A 17,430-nucleotide genomic window follows, 5' to 3' on the forward strand; every position below is an offset into this window, starting at 1 on the left:
GGTCTCGTGAATTTTCTCGAGGCGATCGTCCTCGGCCTCATCCAGGGCCTGACCGAATTCCTGCCGATCTCCTCCAGCGCGCACCTGCGGATCGCGGGGGAGTTCCTGCCGTCCGCGACCGACCCTGGAGCGACGTTCACCGCGATCACCCAGATCGGCACGGAGCTCGCGGTGCTCATCTATTTCTGGAAGGACATCACGCGGATCATCTCCGCCTGGTTCCGCTCTCTTGCTTCGACAGGCTCAGCACGTGCGACTGGCAGGGGCCGCCACTCCGCCGGCGTCCGCCGCCACGACCCGGACGTGCGGATGGGCTGGCTGATCATTCTCGGCACCATCCCGATCGTCGTCGTCGGATTCTTCGCCCAGGAGTACATCCGGACGACGTTCCGCTCGCTGTGGCTGGTCGCGATCGTGCTGGTCGTGTTCGGCATCCTGCTCGGCCTCGCGGACCGGCTGGGCAGGCGGGAGCGGGAGCTCAACCAGCTGACCTACAAGCACGGCTTGCTGCTCGGGCTCGCGCAGATGCTGGCGCTCATCCCCGGCGTCTCCCGGTCGGGAGCCACCGCCACGGGTGGCCTCGCCCTCGGCTACACCCGGCCCGCTGCCGCGGAGTTCGCATTTCTGCTCGCTGTGCCCGCGGTGTTCGGCAGTGGCCTGTACGAGCTGTACAACTCGATCACGGAGCCGGACCCGGGCGCGCCGTTCGGCTACCTCGAGACCGCCGTGGCGACGGTCGTGGCGTTCGCTGTCGGCTACGCCGTCATCGCCTACCTCATGCGCTACCTCAAGCGCGGGTCGTTCCTGCCGTTCGTGATCTACCGGCTGGCGCTCGGCGCGCTGCTGCTGGTGCTCCTCGGCACGGGGGTGCTCGACCCGCTCTGACCACGCTGTCGAGAGCAGGCCGGAACGGGAGCATCAGGCAAGCGGCATACGATCGAGGGATGCGCGCCTGGCACCATCCCGACCTCCCTCGACTGCCGGGCACCGGCCCGATCCCGACGGTGCATGAGACCGCGAGCGGCGCCAAGACCAAGCTCTCCATCTCGGGAACGGCCACGATCTACGTGTGCGGGATCACCCCGTACGACGCCACCCACATCGGCCACGCCAACACCTACCTCGCCTTCGACACGCTGAACCGGCTGCTGCGGGACGCGGGATACCAGGTGCAGTACGCGCAGAACACCACCGACGTCGACGACCCCTTGCTGGAGCGGGCAGCGGCGACCGGGCGTGACTGGCGCGAGCTCGCCGAGGAGCAGACCGAGCTCTTCCGGCGCGACATGGAGGCGCTCAGCATCGTGCCGCCGGACCACTTCATCCCGGTCACGGAGCGGATCGATGAGATCTCCGCCGCCGTCGCCCAGCTCGTGGAGCAGGGGACCGGCTACCGCGTCGAGGACGACGTCTACTTCGACATCGCCGCAGCGCAGGAGTCGTCGCCCTGGGTGCTCGGGGAAGGGAGCCACCTCGACGCGGAGACGATGCTGGCGCTCTCCGCCGAGCGCGGCGGCGACCCGGACCGGCCGGGCAAGCGCGACCCGCTCGACCCGCTCCTCTGGCGTGCGGAGCGGCCGGGGGAGCCGTCCTGGCCGTCTCCGGTCGGGCCCGGACGGCCCGGCTGGCACATCGAGTGCTCGGTGCTGGCGCAGCTCGTTCTCGACGTGCCGCTCACGGTGAAGGGCGGTGCGCAGGACCTCATCTTCCCGCACCACGAGTTCAGCGCCGGCCACTCCGCGGCGCTCAGCGGCAGCCCGCTGTCCTGCGCGTATGTGCACGCCGGGCTCGTCGGGTATCAGGGCGAGAAGATGAGCAAGTCGCTCGGCAACCTCGTGTTCGTCCGCACGCTGCTCGACGGCGGCACGGATCCGCGGGCACTGCGGCTGGCGCTGCTGGCGCACCACTACCGCGAAGGCTGGGAGTGGACGGATGCCGACCTCGAGCATGCTGAGGCTCGGCTGGCGGCGTGGTCGTCGGTCGGAAGCTTCCCGGAGAACGCGTCCGGGAAGCCGCTCGTCGACTCGCTGCGGGAGACCCTTGCCGACGACCTCGACACGCCCGCTGCGCTCGCGCTGATCGACGAGCGGGTCGCCGACGGCACCTCGCTGAGCCCGCTCGAGCGCGACGCGATCGACGCACTCCTCGGCATCCGCCTGTAGCGACTTCCGGTGGTTGAGGAGCGCCCGCCTCGACCACCGTGTGCGTCTACGCCTTCGGTGGCCAGGGGTCGTCGCCTGCCGGGCCTGCCGGGCCGGCCGGGCCGGCGTGGCCGCCGGGGCCGCGGCCGTGGCGGCGGAGGTAGCGCTCGAACTCCTGCGCGATCGCCTCGCCGCTCGCCTCGGGGGAGTCGACCGTGTCGCGAGCCTGCTCGAGCTGCTCGATGTAGCTCGACATGTCGTCGTCGTCGCTCGCGAGCGCGTCGATGCCGCTCACCCAGGCGGCCGCCTCCTCCTCGAGGTCGCCTCGCTCCACGGGGATCCCGAGCAGCGACTCCAGCTTGTCGAGCAGCGCGAGCGTCGCCTTCGGCGACGGCGCGTTGTGCACGTAGTGCGGCACCGACGCCCAGATCGACACCGACGGGATGCCGAGCCGCTGCGCCGCCTCCGCCAGCACCGACAGGATGCCGACCGGCCCCTCGTACGAGCTGCGGTCGAGCCCCAGCTCCGAGCGCAGCACCGGGCTCTCGCTCGAGGCGAAGATCGAGATGGGGCGGGTGTGCGGCACGTCGGCGAGCATGGCGCCGAGCATCACGATCCCGGTGATCTCCCGCGCCGTCACGATCTCGAGGATCTCGTCCGAGAAGGTGCGCCAGCCACGGGACGGCTCCGTGCCGAGCAGCAGGAAGATTCGGCCGTCCGGCGTCTCCGGACCGAACATGGTGACGCCCGGCCACTCGAGCACCCGGTTGCCGTCCTCGTCCGTCCGCACCGTGGGCCGGTTGAACTGGAAGTCGAAGTAGTCCTCCGGCTCCACATCGGCGATCGGCTCGACGTCGAGGTCGTCGCGCAGCGCCCGGACGGCGTTGCTCGCCGCCTCACCTGCGTCATTCCATCCCTCGAAGGCGACGATGAGGAGCCGCCCGCTCGCGAATGTGTCAGCCAAGACCCGTCCAACCCGCCCGGCGCGACGCCGGACACCTGCAGTCAAGAATAGGACTCCGGCGCGAGGAGCGTGCGGAGCGGCGGCGAGCGCTCACTACAGTTGACCGGTGTGACGCACAACCTGCCCGCCGCCGTCCTGTGGGACATGGACGGCACCCTCGTCGACACGGAGCCCGCGTGGCTCGCGGCCGAGGCGGCGCTCGTCGAGTCGTACAACGGCACCTGGCACCACGAGGACAGCGTGCAGCTGGTCGGGCAGGGCCTCGGTGTCACCGCCCGCCTCATGCAGACCCGCGGCGTCGAACTGCCCGAGCGCGAGATCATCGAGCGGCTGACCGCCATCGTGATGCAGCAGCTCGAGCGGGAGATCCCCTGGCGTCCCGGCGCGCGGGAGCTGCTGTCCGAGTTGCGGGATGCCGGCGTGCCGACCGCGCTCGTCACGATGTCGATCCGCCCCCTGGCCGAGCGGATGGTCTCCGCCATGGGATTCCATGCCTTCGACCACATCGTCTCTGGCGACGATGTCGAGCTGCCGAAGCCCGACCCCGAGCCGTACCTGCGGGCTGCGGAGCTGCTCGGAGTGGACATCGCTGACTGCGTCGCCATCGAGGACTCGATCCCCGGTGTGCAGTCCGCCCTCAACTCCGGCGCGCACGTCATCGGCGTCCCGAACATCGTCACGCTGCCCGAGCAGCCCGGGGTGACGCTCTGGCCGTCGCTGGCCGGACGCACCGTCGCCGACCTCGCCGCGAAGTACGCCGAGGGAGTTCACCCGTGAGCGACGTGCTGCGGCGGCAGAGCGGAGCCTTCCGCGCGGGGGACCGGGTGCAGCTCACCGGCCCGAAAGGCAAGCTCAACACCATCACCCTGGAGGCAGGGAAGCAGTTCCACACCCACCGGGGTGTGCTCGAGCACGACACCCTGATCGGCGCACCGGACGGCTCGGTGGTCGCCAGCAGCAACGGGGACGAGTACCTGGCGCTGCGGCCGCTGCTCAACGACTTCGTGATGTCGATGCCCCGCGGAGCCGCGATCGTCTACCCGAAGGACGCGGCGCAGATCGTCGCATTCGCCGACATCTTCCCGGGCGCCACCGTCGTCGAGGCCGGTGTCGGCTCGGGCGCCCTGTCGCTGTGGCTGCTTCGCGCGATCGGCCCGGACGGCCGCTTGCACTCGTTCGAACGGCGTGAGGAGTTCGCCGACGTGGCGCGCGGGAACGTCGCGAGCTTCCTCGGCGCGGAGCCTGCCAACTGGAGCGTCACACTCGGCGACCTGACGGACGAGCTGCCGAATGCCGCGCAGCCGGGCACCGTCGACCGGGTGGTGCTCGACATGCTGGCACCGTGGGAGTGCATCGAAGCGGTGGCCCAGGCGCTGACCCCGGGCGGGCTCGTCGTCTGCTACGTCGCGACGGTCACGCAGCTCTCCCGCACGGTCGAGAGCCTGCGTGCCACCGGCCTGTTCACGAATCCTGAGCCATTCGAGACGCTGGTGCGCGGATGGCACGTCGAGGGCCTCGCGGTGCGACCGGATCACCGGATGGTGGGCCACACCGGCTTCCTCGTCACCGCGCGACGGCTCGCCCCCGGCGCCGTCCTTCCCACCCGCGCCCGGCGCGCGTCGAAGTCCAGCTACTCCGACGAGGACGTCGAGCTCTGGACCCCCGGAGCGCTGGGGGAGCGCTCGGCCAGCGACAAGCGGCTCCGCAAGGCTGCACGGGAGGCCCTCCGCACCGCCGAGCACGCCGCGGCCGCGGCGACGGAGCCGCAACCCCCGAGCCGATAGAGTGGTTCCTGCCTTCCGCCGCCGAGCCAGTTGGAATGAGAGATTCGTGCGCAGAACTTCCGGGCTGATCGCTGCCGCGGTGCTCGTGTCGACCCTTGCCGCCTGCGGCGCAGCGGATGAGCGGTCCGGCTGCACGCCATTCGTGCCGCAGGGCGACGCCTCCCGCGCGGTGAACGTCGAGGGTGATGTCGGCTCGCAGCCCACCGTCACCTTCCCGACCCCCCTTGTGACGGAGGCGGGCCAGGCGACCGAGGTGGTCCGGGGTGATGGCGAAGTGATCTCCCGCGGCGAGGTCGCCGATGCGCAGGTCAGCCTCTACAACGGAGAGGACGGGCAGCTCCTCACCGCAACCGGCTACCAGGAGAACCCGGAGGTCATCCTGCGCCGCACCGCCAGCGCGGACGACTCGCTCGGGAAGGCGCTCGCCTGCACGGCGGTCGGCTCCCGTGTGGTTTACACCACCACAGTGGAAGAGGTCTACGGCCCCGACAACCCCCAGATCCCGCTCGAGAACAACGCCACCATCGTCGCCGTCTTCGACGTGGAGGATGCGTTCCCCGGCCGCGCGAACGGCGCCCCGCAGCTCGGCCAGAACGGCATGCCGGCGGTCGTGCTGGCGCCGAACGGCCGCCCTGGCATCAGCGTGCCGGCCGAGGAGCCCCCGACCGACCTCCGGGTCGCGGTGCTGCGCCAGGGCAACGGCCCGGAGGTGGAACAGGGCGACCGGGTCGTGCTCCACTACACCGGCCTCACCTGGGATGACGAGCAGATCTTCGACTCGAGCTGGGAGGCCGGCGTGCCGGCGACTTTCACGGCGGTGAGCTTCGAGGACGACCCGGCGGGTATCGTGCCCGGTCTCGCCGAGGCGCTCATCGGCCAGAACGTCGGCTCTCAGGTGATCGCGGTCATCCCGCCGGAGCAGGGTTACCCGGAGGGCCAGCGCCCCGCCGCCATTCCCGAGGGCTCTACCATGGTGTTCGTCTTCGACGTGCTCGGAATCGACCAAAGCCCGGTCGAGTAAGCCGACCGACCGTTCCGCTCTAGGGGAGGAAGCCTGGTGGCCGCTGCACCGTCGCGGGTCGCCGTCGAGGAGCGGCTGTTCTCCCTGGTGCTCGCGCTGCTCGCCACGGAGTCCGGTCTCACCAAGACCGAGATCCTCTCCACCGTGCAGGGGTACCGGCAGCGCTACGAGGCGGAGGGCGTCACACCGGCCCTCGAGCGGCAGTTCGAGCGGGACAAGGACGACATCCGCGAGCTGGGCGTGCCGCTGGAGACGGTGGACGATCCCGGCGACCCCGGCAACAATCAGGCCCTGCGCTACCGCATCCCGAAGGGGGAGTACGACCTCCCCGAGGACGTCGAGTTCTCCCCGAACGAGCTGGCCCTCCTCAACCTGGCGGCGAACGTGTGGCGCGAGGGCTCACTTTCGGGCGACTCGCGACGCGCCCTGATGAAGCTGCACGCGCTCGGCTCCGCCGCCGATGAGCTGGTCGTCGGCTACGCCCCGCAGATCCGTGCTCGCGATGCGGCATTCGAGCCGCTCAACACGGCGCTCGGCAAGAACCAGCTGGTGCGCTTCCCGTACCTGAACCCCGGACGCAGCGAGGCGATGGAGCGGATCGTCGCCCCGCTTGCGCTCGTCCAATTCGGCGGACGCTGGCTGCTGTATGCCCGCGAGCAGGGCGCCGGCATCGACAAGAGCTTCCTGCTGAGCCGCATCGTCGGCCCGGTGAGGACGACGGGCAAGACGTTCCCCCGGCCGGCGGGCGACTCCACGGCGGCGGCGCTGAAGTCCCTCCAGGACTTCTGGGAGCAGCAGACTGCGGAGGTGCGTGTGCAGCCGGGCACGGACGCGGCCACGCGGCTCGCGAAGCGCCGTGGCGCCGTCGCCGGCGGGAACGGGATGCTCGCGCTGCACTACTCCGACCTCAACCTCTTCGCGGACGAGCTGGCGAGCTTCGGACCGGAGGTGCTGGTGCTCTCGCCGCCGGAACTGCGCGACGCGGTGCGGACCCGGCTGGAGCGGACGGCGGCGGATCATGGCTGAACGCAGATCCCCGGCATTCCAGGCCACCGACAAGCTCGCGTTCCTGCTGTCCCTGGTGCCCTACCTGATGGATCACGACCGCGTCACCGTGGCGGAGGCGGCGGCGCACTTCGGCGTGTCCGAGGCGCAGATCCGGGACGCGGTCAACCTGATCGGGCTGAGCGGAGTCCCCGGCGACACCGCCGCGTACCTGCACGGCGACCTGTTCGAGGTGGACTACGACGCGCTCGACCGGGGCGAGATCGTGGTCATGAACTTCGTCGCGATCGACGACTCGCCGCGATTCTCCGCCCGCGAGGCGGCCGCCCTGATCGCAGGGCTTCAGTACCTCTCAGCGCTGCCGGAGAACGCCGACCGGGCGACGCTCGCCGAGCTGATGGCGAAGCTGTCGCGCGGCGCGTCCGACGAGCCGACGCGGGTGGCGGTGGAGCAGTCGGCCTCGGACGAGACGGTGGCCCTCATCCGCTCTGCCATGGACGAGCGGCTCCGGATCGACTTCGACTACGTGAACGCCGAGGGGGAACAGCGGCGACGGACGGTGGAGCCGCTGCGTGTCGAGTCGGTCGACGCGACCTGGTATCTGCGCGGGTGGGACACCGATCGTGAGGCGCCGCGCACGTTCCGGATCGACCGGATGTCGAGTGTGGCGCGGTCGACGGCGCCGGTCACGCACCGGCCGGACGAGGTGCCGCTCTCCGACTCGCTCTTCCAGGGCTCCGGAGACGACCTCGTGGTCACCATCGAGGTCGCGAAGTCTGCGCTGCCACTGCTCGCCGACTACGTGCCGGAGGGCGCGGCCGCAACGGAGGTCGAGGGTCGCGTGCGCACCAGCGTCCGCGTCTCCCACTACTCAGGACTGAAGCGCCTTCTGGCCGGCATGTCGGGGGTCGCCACCGTGGTCGAGCCCGAGGCTGCCCGGAATGCCGTGGCTGAGTGGGCGGCGGCCGGCGCGGCCCAGTACCGCGACTGAACGACTCGCCCTCTCCGGCGGCCGGCGAGCGCCGCGGTCGACCAGTTGCGTGGCCGCACCCTCCGTTCGCGGCGCGCCACAGGTAGACTGGCAGCGCCTGCCCACACAGCCGCAGGCGATTCTCGACACTGAGGAGCCCACCGATGCCCTTCGGAAACGCGTTCGGATGGCCGCACCTGATCGTCATCCTCGTGGTGATCCTGCTCCTGTTCGGCGCCCCCAAGCTTCCCGGCCTCGCCAAGAGCCTCGGTCAGTCCATGCGGATCTTCCGCAAGGAGGTGAGCACCCTGAAGGACGAGAAGGCAGCCGACGAGCGCCGCTCCGACGTCACGGTGGTGGAGGAATCCGCGCCGGTGGCGTCCTCCGGATCCGGGGCGAACATCCCCGAGCCCGGTCCAACGCCCGCTCAGGGCGCCGCCGCGGAGCCGGGCAGCAACTCCTCCCAGCCGAAGCCGTAACAGGTGGCGACCGCCCGGTCCAGGTTCAGGGGGCGACGCGACCCCGAACGGCGGATGTCGCTCGGTGAGCACCTGCTCGAGCTGCGGCGACGCCTGTTCATCTCCGGCGTCGCCCTCGTGGTGGCTGCCGTCATGGGCTGGCTGCTGACCGAGTTCGTCTGGGACCAGCTGCGCGAGCCGATCAGCCGCATCGCGGAGGCGCGCAACGCCACCATCAACTACCCCGGCATCACCGACGCCTTCGACATCCGGCTGCAGCTCGCGGTGACGATCGGGCTGGTCATCGCGAGCCCGGTCTGGCTCTATCAGATCTTCGCCTTCCTGGTCCCCGGACTCACCTCGAAGGAGAAGCGGTACACCTTCGGCTTCTTCTTCTCGGCGGTGCCGCTGTTCCTCGGCGGGTGCGCGGCAGGCTGGTTCGTGCTGCCGCACATCGTGGAGCTGATGGCGAGCTTCGTCCCGGCCGAGGACGCCAGCATCGTGAGCGCCCGCATCTACTTCGACTTCGTGCTGAAGCTGGTCATCGCCACGGGCGTCGCGTTCGTGCTGCCGGTGTTTCTGGTGATCCTCAACTTCCTCGGCGTGATGAGCGCGAAATCGATTCTCAAGGGCTGGCGGGTCGCCATCCTGGTCATCACGCTCTTCACCGCGATCGTGACGCCCGCCGCCGACGTGCTGTCGATGTTCCTGCTGGCGATTCCCATGGTGGGGCTCTACTTCGCCGCGGCCGGTGTCGCGTATCTGCATGATCGCCGAGCTGCGGCCCGGAACCAGCGGGTGGAGGAGAGTCTGGCGACCTAGCAGGGTTCGCCACGTAGGCTCGGCGTGTGACGACCGAGCTTTCGCCCGCCGAACGGATGGCCGCCTGGCGGTCGCGGAAGAGCCATCCGCGTCTGGAGGCGTTCACCCGGGATCTCAGCTTCGGGCTCGACCCGTTCCAGGTGGCCGCGTGCGAGGTGCTGGAGGAGGGGCGGAGCGTCCTGGTCGCGGCACCGACCGGCGCGGGGAAGACGATCGTCGCGGAATTCGCGGTGTTCCTCGCGATGTTCCACCCGACCGCGAAGGTCTTCTACACGACGCCGATGAAGGCGCTCAGCAACCAGAAGTTCCGCGAGCTCGTCGACGCGTACGGACCCGCCGAGGTGGGGCTCCTCACCGGCGACACGAACATCAACAGCGGCGCCCGGATCGTGGTCATGACCACCGAGGTGCTGCGGAACATGCTGTACGCCGACTCGGACCTGCTGCGCGACCTGCAGTACGTGGTGATGGACGAGGTGCACTACCTCGCCGACCGCTTCCGCGGGCCGGTGTGGGAGGAGGTCATCATCCACCTCCCCGAGCGGGTGCGGCTGATCTCCCTCAGCGCCACCGTCTCCAACGCCGAGGAGTTCGGCGACTGGCTGCAGGCCGTACGCGGTGAGACCGACGTCATCGTCTCCGAGGAGCGCCCGGTGCCGCTCGACCAGCACGTGCTGGTGCGCGGCAAGCTGGTCGACCTCTTCGACACGTCGACGGGGCTCAGCGCAGGCTCGTCGAGGGTGCCAACCAACCGGGTCAACCCGGAACTCCTGCGGATCGTGCAGTCCACCAGCGGCGGGAACCCGCCCCACTGGAAGGGCCGGCCGGCCCGGCACCACTCCCGCGGTCCCGGGATGAGCGACCGCATCGACCGGCCGGACGTGGTGGAGCTCCTCAAGTCGAAGAACCTGCTCCCGGCGATCTTCTTCATCTTCAGCCGGGTCGGCTGCGACGCGGCGGTGCGGCAGGTGCTCTCCGCCGGGGTCCGGCTCACCGAGGGCTGGGAGCGGGACGAGATCCGCGCCCTGGTCGAGGACCGCACCCGCACCCTGAAGGATGAGGATCTCGCGGTCCTCGGCTACTGGGAGTGGCTGAACGGGCTGGAGCGTGGCGTGGCGGCCCACCACGCTGGGCTGCTGCCCGCGTTCAAGGAGGTTGTCGAGGAGCTGTTCCAGCGGAAGCTGCTGAAGGTGGTGTTCGCCACCGAGACGCTCGCGCTCGGGATCAACATGCCGGCCCGCACGGTGGTGCTGGAGAAGCTCGAGAAGTTCAACGGCGAGGCGCGGGTGCCGATCACGCCGGGGGAGTACACGCAGCTCACCGGTCGCGCCGGCCGCCGCGGCATCGACGTGGAGGGGCACTCGGTCATCCAGTGGAGCGGGGCGCTCGACCCGCAGGGCGTCGCGTCCCTCGCCTCCCGGCGCACCTATCCGCTGAATTCCAGCTTCCGGCCCACCTACAACATGGCCGTGAACCTCATCGAACAGTTCGGCCGGGACCGCACCAGGGAGATCCTCGAGAGCTCGTTCGCCCAGTTCCAGGCGGACCGCGCGGTGGTCGACATGGCACGGAAGGCCCGTCAGCTCGAGGAGTCGATGGCCGGCTACGAGAAGTCGATGTCGTGCCACCTCGGCGATTTCCGGGAGTACTTCTCGATGCGCCGTGAGCTGAGCGACCTGGAGAAGTCGGGAGGACGTCCCGACGCGCTGAGCCGGGGTGAGCGCGAACGCCGCCAGCGGCAGCTGACCAGCCTCCGCAGGCGAATGCGGCAGCACCCCTGCCACGGCTGCGCGGAGCGGGAGCAGCATGCCCGCTGGGCGGAGCGCTGGTACCGGCTGAAGAAGCAGGCCGACGGGCTCACCTCTCAGATCCGCGGCCGCACCGGCGCCGTTGCGAAGATCTTCGACCGGGTCACCGAGGTGCTCGTCGAATGCGAGTACCTGGTCGACGACGCAGAAGGCCGCCTGTCGCTCGCACCGGCAGGCAAGATGCTCCGGCGGATCTACGGCGAGCGGGACCTGCTCGTCGCCGAGTGCCTGCGCCGCCGGGTGTGGAACGAGCTCGACCCGGCATCGATGGCGGCCATGGCCGCGGCACTGGTCTACGAGCCCCGCCGCGAGGAGGGACAGACGTACGAACGGAACCTGCCGCCGGGCAAGTTCCGCACGGCACTCGACCGCACCACCGACCTGTGGGCCAAGCTCGACGACCTGGAGCGTGAGCACAAGCTGCCCGGCAGCGAACCGCTGTCGTCGAGCCTCAGCCTCGCCATGTTCAAGTGGGCGCAGGGATCGAGCCTCGACACCGTGCTCACCCTGGCAGACCTCGCCGCCGGGGACTTCGTCCGCTGGACCAAGCAGACCATCGACCTGCTCGATCAACTCTCGGTCGTCGCCGACCCGCCCGTCGGCACCACAGCACGGCGTGCCCTCGACGCGATCCGCCGCGGGATCGTCGCCTACTCCAGCGTCGGCTGACCGTTCCCCACCGCCGACCCGAGCCTGTCGACGGCAGAGTTCTGCGGTCGCTTAGGCTCGGATGCGATGAACGCAGCCAGGGCAGCGACGGCCGAGCCGGCCGCCGGCACGGGCGGCACTGCAACGGCCGGATCCGGCCACCGCTCCAACGTGCAGGCCGCGGTGCCCCTTTGGCTTGCGCTGGTCCTCAGCGTTGCCGCCGGCCCCGTGCTCGATGCCGGTTTCCCCGACCGGGGCTGGTGGCCGCTCACCTTCGTCGGCGTCGGCATGATGCTCGTCGCGCTGCGGGGGAGGAGCCTCCTCGCCGCGGTGCACCTCGGACTGGTCGCCGGCCTGTCGTTCTTCCTGATCCACATCCAGTGGGCCACCGTCTTCCTCGGACCGGTGCCATGGCTGGCGCTGTCGACCGTGATGGCGCTGTGGTCGGCGCTCGGCGGAACCCTGATCGCCCTCGCGTACCGGCTGGTGCCCGGAGCGTGGCCGGGAGTGCTGGGACGCCTGCTGCTGCTTCCCGCCGTCGTCGCCGGTCTGTGGACCGCCAAGGAGGGCATCTCGGCCGTCTGGCCGTACGGAGGCTTCTCGTGGGGGCGGGTCGGCTTCTCGATGGCCGAGAGCCCGCTCGCCTCGCTGTTCCCGTGGATCGGCACGGCGGCGGTCAGCTTCGTCGCGGTGTTCCTCGTGGCGTTCGCGATCGAGTGCTGGCTGGAGCGCGGCCTTCCGCGGCTCCCGCGGGCCACCGCCGTCGTCGCGGGCGTCGCCCTGGCGGTCGTAGTCCCCGCCTGGCCGGTCATCCCCTCCTCGACCCTCACGGTCGCCGCGGTGCAGGGCAACGCGAAGGCCGGATACTTCGACCAGCGGGAGCGCGGCGACAACCTTGCCGACCAGGTCGAGGCCACCGAGCCGCTCTTCGGCGAGGACGTCGACGTCGTGGTGTGGCCGGAGGGTTCCAGCGACATCGATCCGCTGGCCTCCAACGCCGCCGCGGCGGTGTTCGACCGGATCGCCCGGGAAATGGATGCCCCGCTCATCGCGGGGGCCATCACCGAGCGGGACGGTCGCGTCTACAACACGTCCATGCTGTGGCAGGAGGGCGAGGGCGCCACCGACCTCTACGACAAGAAGCACCCGGTGCCGTTCGGCGAATACGTGCCCGACCGGCCGTTCTGGCGTCAGTTCGCCCCCCGGCTCATCGACATGATCGGCCGCGACTACACGCCAGGAACGCTGGATTCGGTGTTCGACCTCGGCGACGTGTCCGTCGGAGTGAACATCTGCTTCGACATCGTCGACGACCAGCTGATCCGGGAGAGCGTGCTCGGCGGGGCACAGGCCATCTTCGCCCAGACCAACAACGCGGACTTCGGCACCACCGACGAGAGCATCCAGCAGCTGCAGATCGCGCAGGTCCGAGCGCTCGAGACGGCGCGGACGGTCGTGAACATCTCCACGGTCGGGGTGAGCGCGATCGTCCTGCCGACGGGCGAGATCGTGGACCGGCTGGACTGGTACACGCCGGGCGCGATGGTGCGGGAGATCCCGCTGTCGGAGCAGCTCACACTCGCGGTGCTCGCCGGCCGCGGGATCGAACTGCTGGTCTCGGGCATCGGCCTTGCCGGCATCCTGATCCCGCCGCTGACGCGGAGGAGCCGTGCCTGACGTGCTGGTCGTCGTCCCCACCTACAACGAGATCGAGAGCCTCGAGGCGCTGATCGGCCGCCTTCGTCAGGCGGTTCCGGATGCCGACGTGCTCATCGTGGACGACGCGAGCCCGGACGGCACTGGGGATCTGGCCGACCGCCTCGCCGGGGGCGACCCGCAGGTGCAGGTGCTGCACCGGGAACGGAAGGACGGGCTCGGACGCGCGTACCTCGCCGGATTCGAGCGCGCGATCGCCGAAGGCCGCGAGTTCGTGGTGGAGATCGACGCCGACGGGTCCCACGACCCGGCAGCGCTGCCGGCCATGCTGGCGCTCGCGCAGGAGACGAGGGCCGATCTCGTGCTCGGATCCCGCTGGGTCCCCGGCGGCACGGTGCTGAACTGGCCATGGATCCGGCGGGCGATCTCCCGCGCCGGGAACCGCTACGCGAAGACCATGCTCCGGTCCCGCATCCGGGACCTCACCTCCGGGTACCGGGTGTTCCGGGTGGAGGCACTTCGGCAGCTGACGTTCGCCGACGTGTCGAGCCAGGGCTACTGCTTCCAGGTGGAGCTGGCGTGGCGGCTGGAACGAGGGGGCCGCAAGGTCGTGGAGCATCCGATCGCCTTCGTCGAGCGCGCGAACGGGCGGTCGAAGATGCACATCGGAATCGTGCTCGAGGCGCTGATCCGCGTCACGGCATGGGGATTTCCGAGGCGCGCAAGATGATCGCGTTCTTGCCGAATGGGCGCACACGAGCCCGATCATCCGACAGCGACGCGATCATGCCGGGGTGCTGTCGCGCCGGTCGACAGTCGCCATCCGCCGCGTCGTGGCGCTGATCCGGTCGGCGTTCCGGTCCAGGAACTCGTCGAGCCTGGCCGTGTCCACACGCCCGATCTCGCGGAGCGCCGTGCCGACCGAGGTCTGGATCAGCGGCTCGTCCTCGAGCAGCCGGTCCGCGAGTCGGAGCGCGTCGTCAACGTCACCGGCACGGATCAGCCAGAACGCCGCGGTGATCGCGGTGCGGCGCTCCCAGATGTTCGGCGACGCCGCCAGCTCGTAGAGCACGTCGCGCGGCTTGTCGAGCAGATACCAGCCGACGACGCGGGGCGCCGCGCGGTCCACCAGATCCCACGTGTCGATCCGGTCATGGCGGCGCAGGTACAGCTCGAAGAGCGCCGCGCGCTCCTCCGGTGTGATGCGCGGCGAACGGGCACGGAAGTCGAGGATGCTGACCGCCACGATGCGCGCCTCGTAGAAGTGGCTCTCGAGCAGCGCCTCGACCTGATCCAGTGGCAGCCGTGTGTGCGTTTTCGCGAGGTCGAACACGAGCTTCATGCGGACGCCGACAACCTGATCGGCCGGCATGCGCTTGAGGATCTTCGCGCGCTCCGTCTCGTCGGCGAGCTGCTGCAGGCGCTCGACGATGTCGTCAGCCGTCGTCATGCGACAAGTCTGCTGGAAGTCCGGTGATTCCGGGTTACCTCTGGCACCCCTCGATCACCGACGACTGCTACGCGCCGATCTTGTGCTGACCCCGACGGGCGCGCAGGTACTCCAGGCGCTCCTGAAGGAGCTCCTCCAGCTCGGCGCGGGTGCGGCGCTCGAGCAGCATGTCCCAGTGGGTGCGAGGGGTCTTGGCCTCGGCTTCGTCCGACTGCACGAGCTCACCGTCGGCGGCGACGAGGCGGCCCTCCACGCCGGTCTTCGGGGACTCCCACGTCTCCGGCACATCAGCTTCGGCGGCGAACACGACTTCGAACGTCGAGCCGTCGGGCGTGCGGTAGACGCTCCGCTTGCGGGGAGAGAATTCGACACCCTCCTCGCTCTGCAGGCTCTGAGCACCAAGTCTCATTCCGCGAAGGCTCCGGTCGGCCATGTCGTTCCCCTCTCTCGCGTTCCGAACAGTTATAAACCGCGCGCCTGGGCGTTTCATGCCCGGCCCGTCCCTCTGTCAGAACCTTCCCAGTGACCGTGGACTAGTGGGACAGGTTTGTACCCCGAACGACCGAGACGGCCACGTCGGCGCGATCGGTCACGATCCCGTCGACACCCCATTCCAGGAGACGGCGCATCGCGGACGCCGCATTCACAGTCCAGACATGGACTTCGACGCCCGCGCTATGGAAGCCGGCCACCGTGCGGGGACTCACCACGCGGACGCCGCGCGCCGTCTCCGGAACCTGCACAGCGTGTACCCCATTCAGCACTCTCGCCGCGGTTCTGGGAAGCCCGGCGCGGAGGGCGGCGAGCGCCCGAGTGGCGATGCGTGACGACGCCGAGGTCGCGATCCCCGGAAGCGCCCGCACGGCGCCCGCACGGCGCTGCTCATCGAAGGAGCTCACGAGCACGCGGTCGACCGCGTCCGCCTCGCGGATGGCGGCAATCGCCGCGTCGACAGCGTCGGCGGCCTTCAGGTCGAGGTTGAACCGGGCCGCCGGGAATGCGGCGAGCGCCTCGTGGAGCGTCGGGACCCGGTGACCACCGAGGTCGGTGTCTGCGAGCTCGGCCGCCGTGAGGTCGGAGATGCGGTCCGTGCGGCCGGTCAGGCGCCGGAGGTCGGCGTCGTGGGCGAGCACCGCGACGCCGTCGCGGGTGGCGCGGACGTCGGACTCCAGATAGCCGGCGCCAGCGTTCAGGGCGTGCGAGAACGCCGCGAGCGTGTTCTCGGGGACGCCGGAAGCCAGACCCCGGTGTGCGAACACCCGAGGCGTCGGCGGGGAGAAATAGGGCAGTGGGGCGTCACTCACCCGGACGCGAGCCCCGCGGGGCGAAGAAGCCCTCTCCGATGCCCTTCAGCGCCTCGGTGAACTCGCTCGGGATGATCCAGAGCTTGTTCGACTGGCCATCTGCAAGCTTCGGCAGCGTCTGCAAGTACTGGTATGCCAGCAGCTTCGGGTCCGGGTCGCCCGCGTGAATCGCGTGAAAGACCGTCGTGATCGCCTGCGCCTCACCGTTCGCGCGGAGCACCGCGGCCTGAGCCTCACCCTCGGCCCGCAGGATGTCCGCCTGCCGCGCCCCCTCCGCCTGCAGGATCGACGCCTGCTTGGTGCCCTCGGCGGTGAGGATCTGCGCGCGCTTGTCACGCTCGGCCCGCATCTGCTTCTCCATGGAGTCCTGGATGGACGAGGGCGGGTCGATCGCCTTGAGCTCCACCCGTCCGACGCGGAGGCCCCACTTGCCGGTGGTCTCGTCGAGCACGACGCGCAGCTTGGTGTTGATCTCGTCGCGACTGGTGAGCGCCTCCTCGAGGTTGAGGCCGCCGACCACGTTCCGCAGGGTCGTGGTGGTCAGCTGCTCCACCGCACCGATGTAGTTGTTGATCTCGTAGGTGGCGGCTCGCGCATCCGTCACCTGGAAGAAGACCACCGTGTCAATCGACACCACGAGGTTGTCCTCGGTGATCACCGGCTGCGGCGGGAAGGAGACGACCTGCTCGCGCATGTCCACAAGCGGTTTCACCCGGTCGATGAACGGCACGAGGACGTTGAGGCCCGGCGACAGAGTGCGGTGATACCGGCCGAGCCGCTCGACCACTCCGGAGTATGCCTGCGGGATGATGCGGATGGCGCGGATGAGCACCACCAGCACGAAGATCGCGAGGACGACGAGCAGCGCGATGACGAAGATCTGGCCGATGAAGGCCCCCGGGTCAAGCATTCGGTGCATTCCTCTCTGCGGGGACGACGATGGCGATCGACCCCTCGATTGCGGTGACGACGACGCGTTCGCCTGCGACCACCTCCCGAGACTGGGTGACGTGCGACAGTCGAGCCGTCCAGGTCTCGCCGTTCAGCAGCTTCACCTGACCGGCGGAGTCACCGATCGGCAGCAGCACCCGGCCCGTCATCCCGAGCAGCGCCTCGACGTTGCTCGGCGTCGGGTCCTCGCCGCGGCGGAGCCGTCGCAGCAGCACCGGGCGGATGGTGAGGATCAGCAGCACCGACAGGATCAGCGCGACGAGGATCTGCAGCCACCAGGGGGCGCCCAGCAGGTTGGCCGCGAGTCCGCCGAGGCTGCCGACGGCGATCATCAGGAAGGTGAACTCGAGGGTGAGCAGCTCGATGATCACGAAGATGAAGATGAACACGAGCCAGACGATCCACAGATAGGACGTCAGATCGGGGAACATTTCCGCCACTCTCAGCT

General features: G+C 69.8%; 18 protein-coding genes. 12 read left to right on the forward strand and 6 right to left on the reverse strand.

All coding sequences use genetic code 11. The annotated features are described in order from the left end of the window. Window positions 1–6: 6 nt before the first annotated feature. Entirely contained in the window at window positions 7–885 is an 879-nt protein-coding gene (locus tag ACFFGH_RS26740) for an undecaprenyl-diphosphate phosphatase (RefSeq protein ID WP_386674076.1), read from the forward strand. Window positions 886–944: 59 nt separating this feature from the next. Next, window positions 945–2,162, forward strand: coding sequence for a cysteine--1-D-myo-inosityl 2-amino-2-deoxy-alpha-D-glucopyranoside ligase (gene mshC / locus ACFFGH_RS26745; protein ID WP_386674078.1), 1,218 nt, complete (start codon window positions 945–947; stop codon window positions 2,160–2,162). Window positions 2,163–2,208: 46 nt separating this feature from the next. On the opposite strand, the gene ACFFGH_RS26750 is transcribed toward mshC, so the two are convergent. Beyond that, on the reverse strand, window positions 2,209–3,105 hold the full coding sequence (locus ACFFGH_RS26750; protein ID WP_386674079.1) for a PAC2 family protein: 897 nt from the start codon (window positions 3,103–3,105) through the stop codon (window positions 2,209–2,211). A 108-nt stretch (window positions 3,106–3,213) separates the two neighbouring features. Between ACFFGH_RS26750 and ACFFGH_RS26755 the strand changes: the two genes are divergently transcribed. The 10 genes from ACFFGH_RS26755 to ACFFGH_RS26800 all read left to right on the forward strand — a co-directional run bounded on the left by ACFFGH_RS26755 (window position 3,214) and on the right by ACFFGH_RS26800 (window position 14,007). Continuing rightward, on the forward strand, window positions 3,214–3,882 hold the full coding sequence (locus ACFFGH_RS26755; RefSeq protein WP_386674081.1) for an HAD family hydrolase: 669 nt from the start codon (window positions 3,214–3,216) through the stop codon (window positions 3,880–3,882). Continuing rightward, complete coding sequence (locus ACFFGH_RS26760; RefSeq protein WP_386674084.1) at window positions 3,879–4,889, forward strand: tRNA (adenine-N1)-methyltransferase; 1,011 nt, start codon at window positions 3,879–3,881, stop codon at window positions 4,887–4,889. Before ACFFGH_RS26755 ends, ACFFGH_RS26760 begins: the two co-directional genes overlap by 4 nt. Before the next feature lie 46 nt (window positions 4,890–4,935). Then, window positions 4,936–5,910, forward strand: a complete 975-nt coding sequence (locus ACFFGH_RS26765; protein WP_386674087.1) for an FKBP-type peptidyl-prolyl cis-trans isomerase — start codon at window positions 4,936–4,938, stop codon at window positions 5,908–5,910. A 36-nt stretch (window positions 5,911–5,946) separates the two neighbouring features. Next, entirely contained in the window at window positions 5,947–6,936 is a 990-nt protein-coding gene (locus tag ACFFGH_RS26770; protein ID WP_386674090.1) for a helix-turn-helix transcriptional regulator, read from the forward strand. Further along, window positions 6,929–7,906, forward strand: a complete 978-nt coding sequence (locus ACFFGH_RS26775) for a helix-turn-helix transcriptional regulator (protein WP_386674093.1) — start codon at window positions 6,929–6,931, stop codon at window positions 7,904–7,906. Before ACFFGH_RS26770 ends, ACFFGH_RS26775 begins: the two co-directional genes overlap by 8 nt. A gap of 143 nt (window positions 7,907–8,049) precedes the next feature. Next, entirely contained in the window at window positions 8,050–8,364 is a 315-nt protein-coding gene (gene tatA, locus ACFFGH_RS26780; RefSeq protein ID WP_386674096.1) for a twin-arginine translocase TatA/TatE family subunit, read from the forward strand. Between the two features lie 54 nt (window positions 8,365–8,418). Further along, window positions 8,419–9,165: a twin-arginine translocase subunit TatC gene (tatC, locus tag ACFFGH_RS26785; RefSeq protein ID WP_386674098.1), complete on the forward strand. Its 747-nt coding sequence runs from the start codon at window positions 8,419–8,421 to the stop codon at window positions 9,163–9,165. A gap of 26 nt (window positions 9,166–9,191) precedes the next feature. Continuing rightward, complete coding sequence (locus ACFFGH_RS26790) at window positions 9,192–11,642, forward strand: DEAD/DEAH box helicase (RefSeq protein WP_386674101.1); 2,451 nt, start codon at window positions 9,192–9,194, stop codon at window positions 11,640–11,642. Window positions 11,643–11,708: 66 nt separating this feature from the next. Next, the gene (gene lnt / locus ACFFGH_RS26795; RefSeq protein WP_386674104.1) at window positions 11,709–13,298 is read left to right on the forward strand and encodes an apolipoprotein N-acyltransferase; all 1,590 of its coding nucleotides are present in this window, start codon (window positions 11,709–11,711) and stop codon (window positions 13,296–13,298) included. Further along, entirely contained in the window at window positions 13,291–14,007 is a 717-nt protein-coding gene (locus tag ACFFGH_RS26800) for a polyprenol monophosphomannose synthase (protein ID WP_386674107.1), read from the forward strand. The genes lnt and ACFFGH_RS26800 overlap by 8 nt, the downstream gene beginning before the upstream one ends. Before the next feature lie 54 nt (window positions 14,008–14,061). Here ACFFGH_RS26800 and ACFFGH_RS26805 read toward each other — a convergent pair whose 3' ends face one another. The 5 genes from ACFFGH_RS26805 to ACFFGH_RS26825 all read right to left on the reverse strand — a co-directional run bounded on the left by ACFFGH_RS26805 (window position 14,062) and on the right by ACFFGH_RS26825 (window position 17,413). Then, window positions 14,062–14,727, reverse strand: a complete 666-nt coding sequence (locus ACFFGH_RS26805; RefSeq protein ID WP_386674110.1) for a DNA alkylation repair protein — start codon at window positions 14,725–14,727, stop codon at window positions 14,062–14,064. Between the two features lie 67 nt (window positions 14,728–14,794). Further along, window positions 14,795–15,217 (reverse strand): RNA polymerase-binding protein RbpA, encoded by a 423-nt coding sequence (locus ACFFGH_RS26810; protein ID WP_386674112.1) that lies wholly within the window; start codon window positions 15,215–15,217, stop codon window positions 14,795–14,797. 43 nt (window positions 15,218–15,260) lie between these two features. Further along, complete coding sequence (locus ACFFGH_RS26815) at window positions 15,261–16,031, reverse strand: glycerophosphodiester phosphodiesterase family protein (protein ID WP_386674114.1); 771 nt, start codon at window positions 16,029–16,031, stop codon at window positions 15,261–15,263. Beyond that, complete coding sequence (locus ACFFGH_RS26820; protein WP_386674117.1) at window positions 16,024–16,941, reverse strand: SPFH domain-containing protein; 918 nt, start codon at window positions 16,939–16,941, stop codon at window positions 16,024–16,026. The genes ACFFGH_RS26815 and ACFFGH_RS26820 overlap by 8 nt, the downstream gene beginning before the upstream one ends. After that, on the reverse strand, window positions 16,934–17,413 hold the full coding sequence (locus ACFFGH_RS26825; RefSeq protein WP_386674119.1) for an NfeD family protein: 480 nt from the start codon (window positions 17,411–17,413) through the stop codon (window positions 16,934–16,936). Before ACFFGH_RS26825 ends, ACFFGH_RS26820 begins: the two co-directional genes overlap by 8 nt. Window positions 17,414–17,430 lie beyond the last annotated feature (17 nt).

The sequence above is a fragment of the Lysobacter korlensis genome (assembly GCF_042434515.1).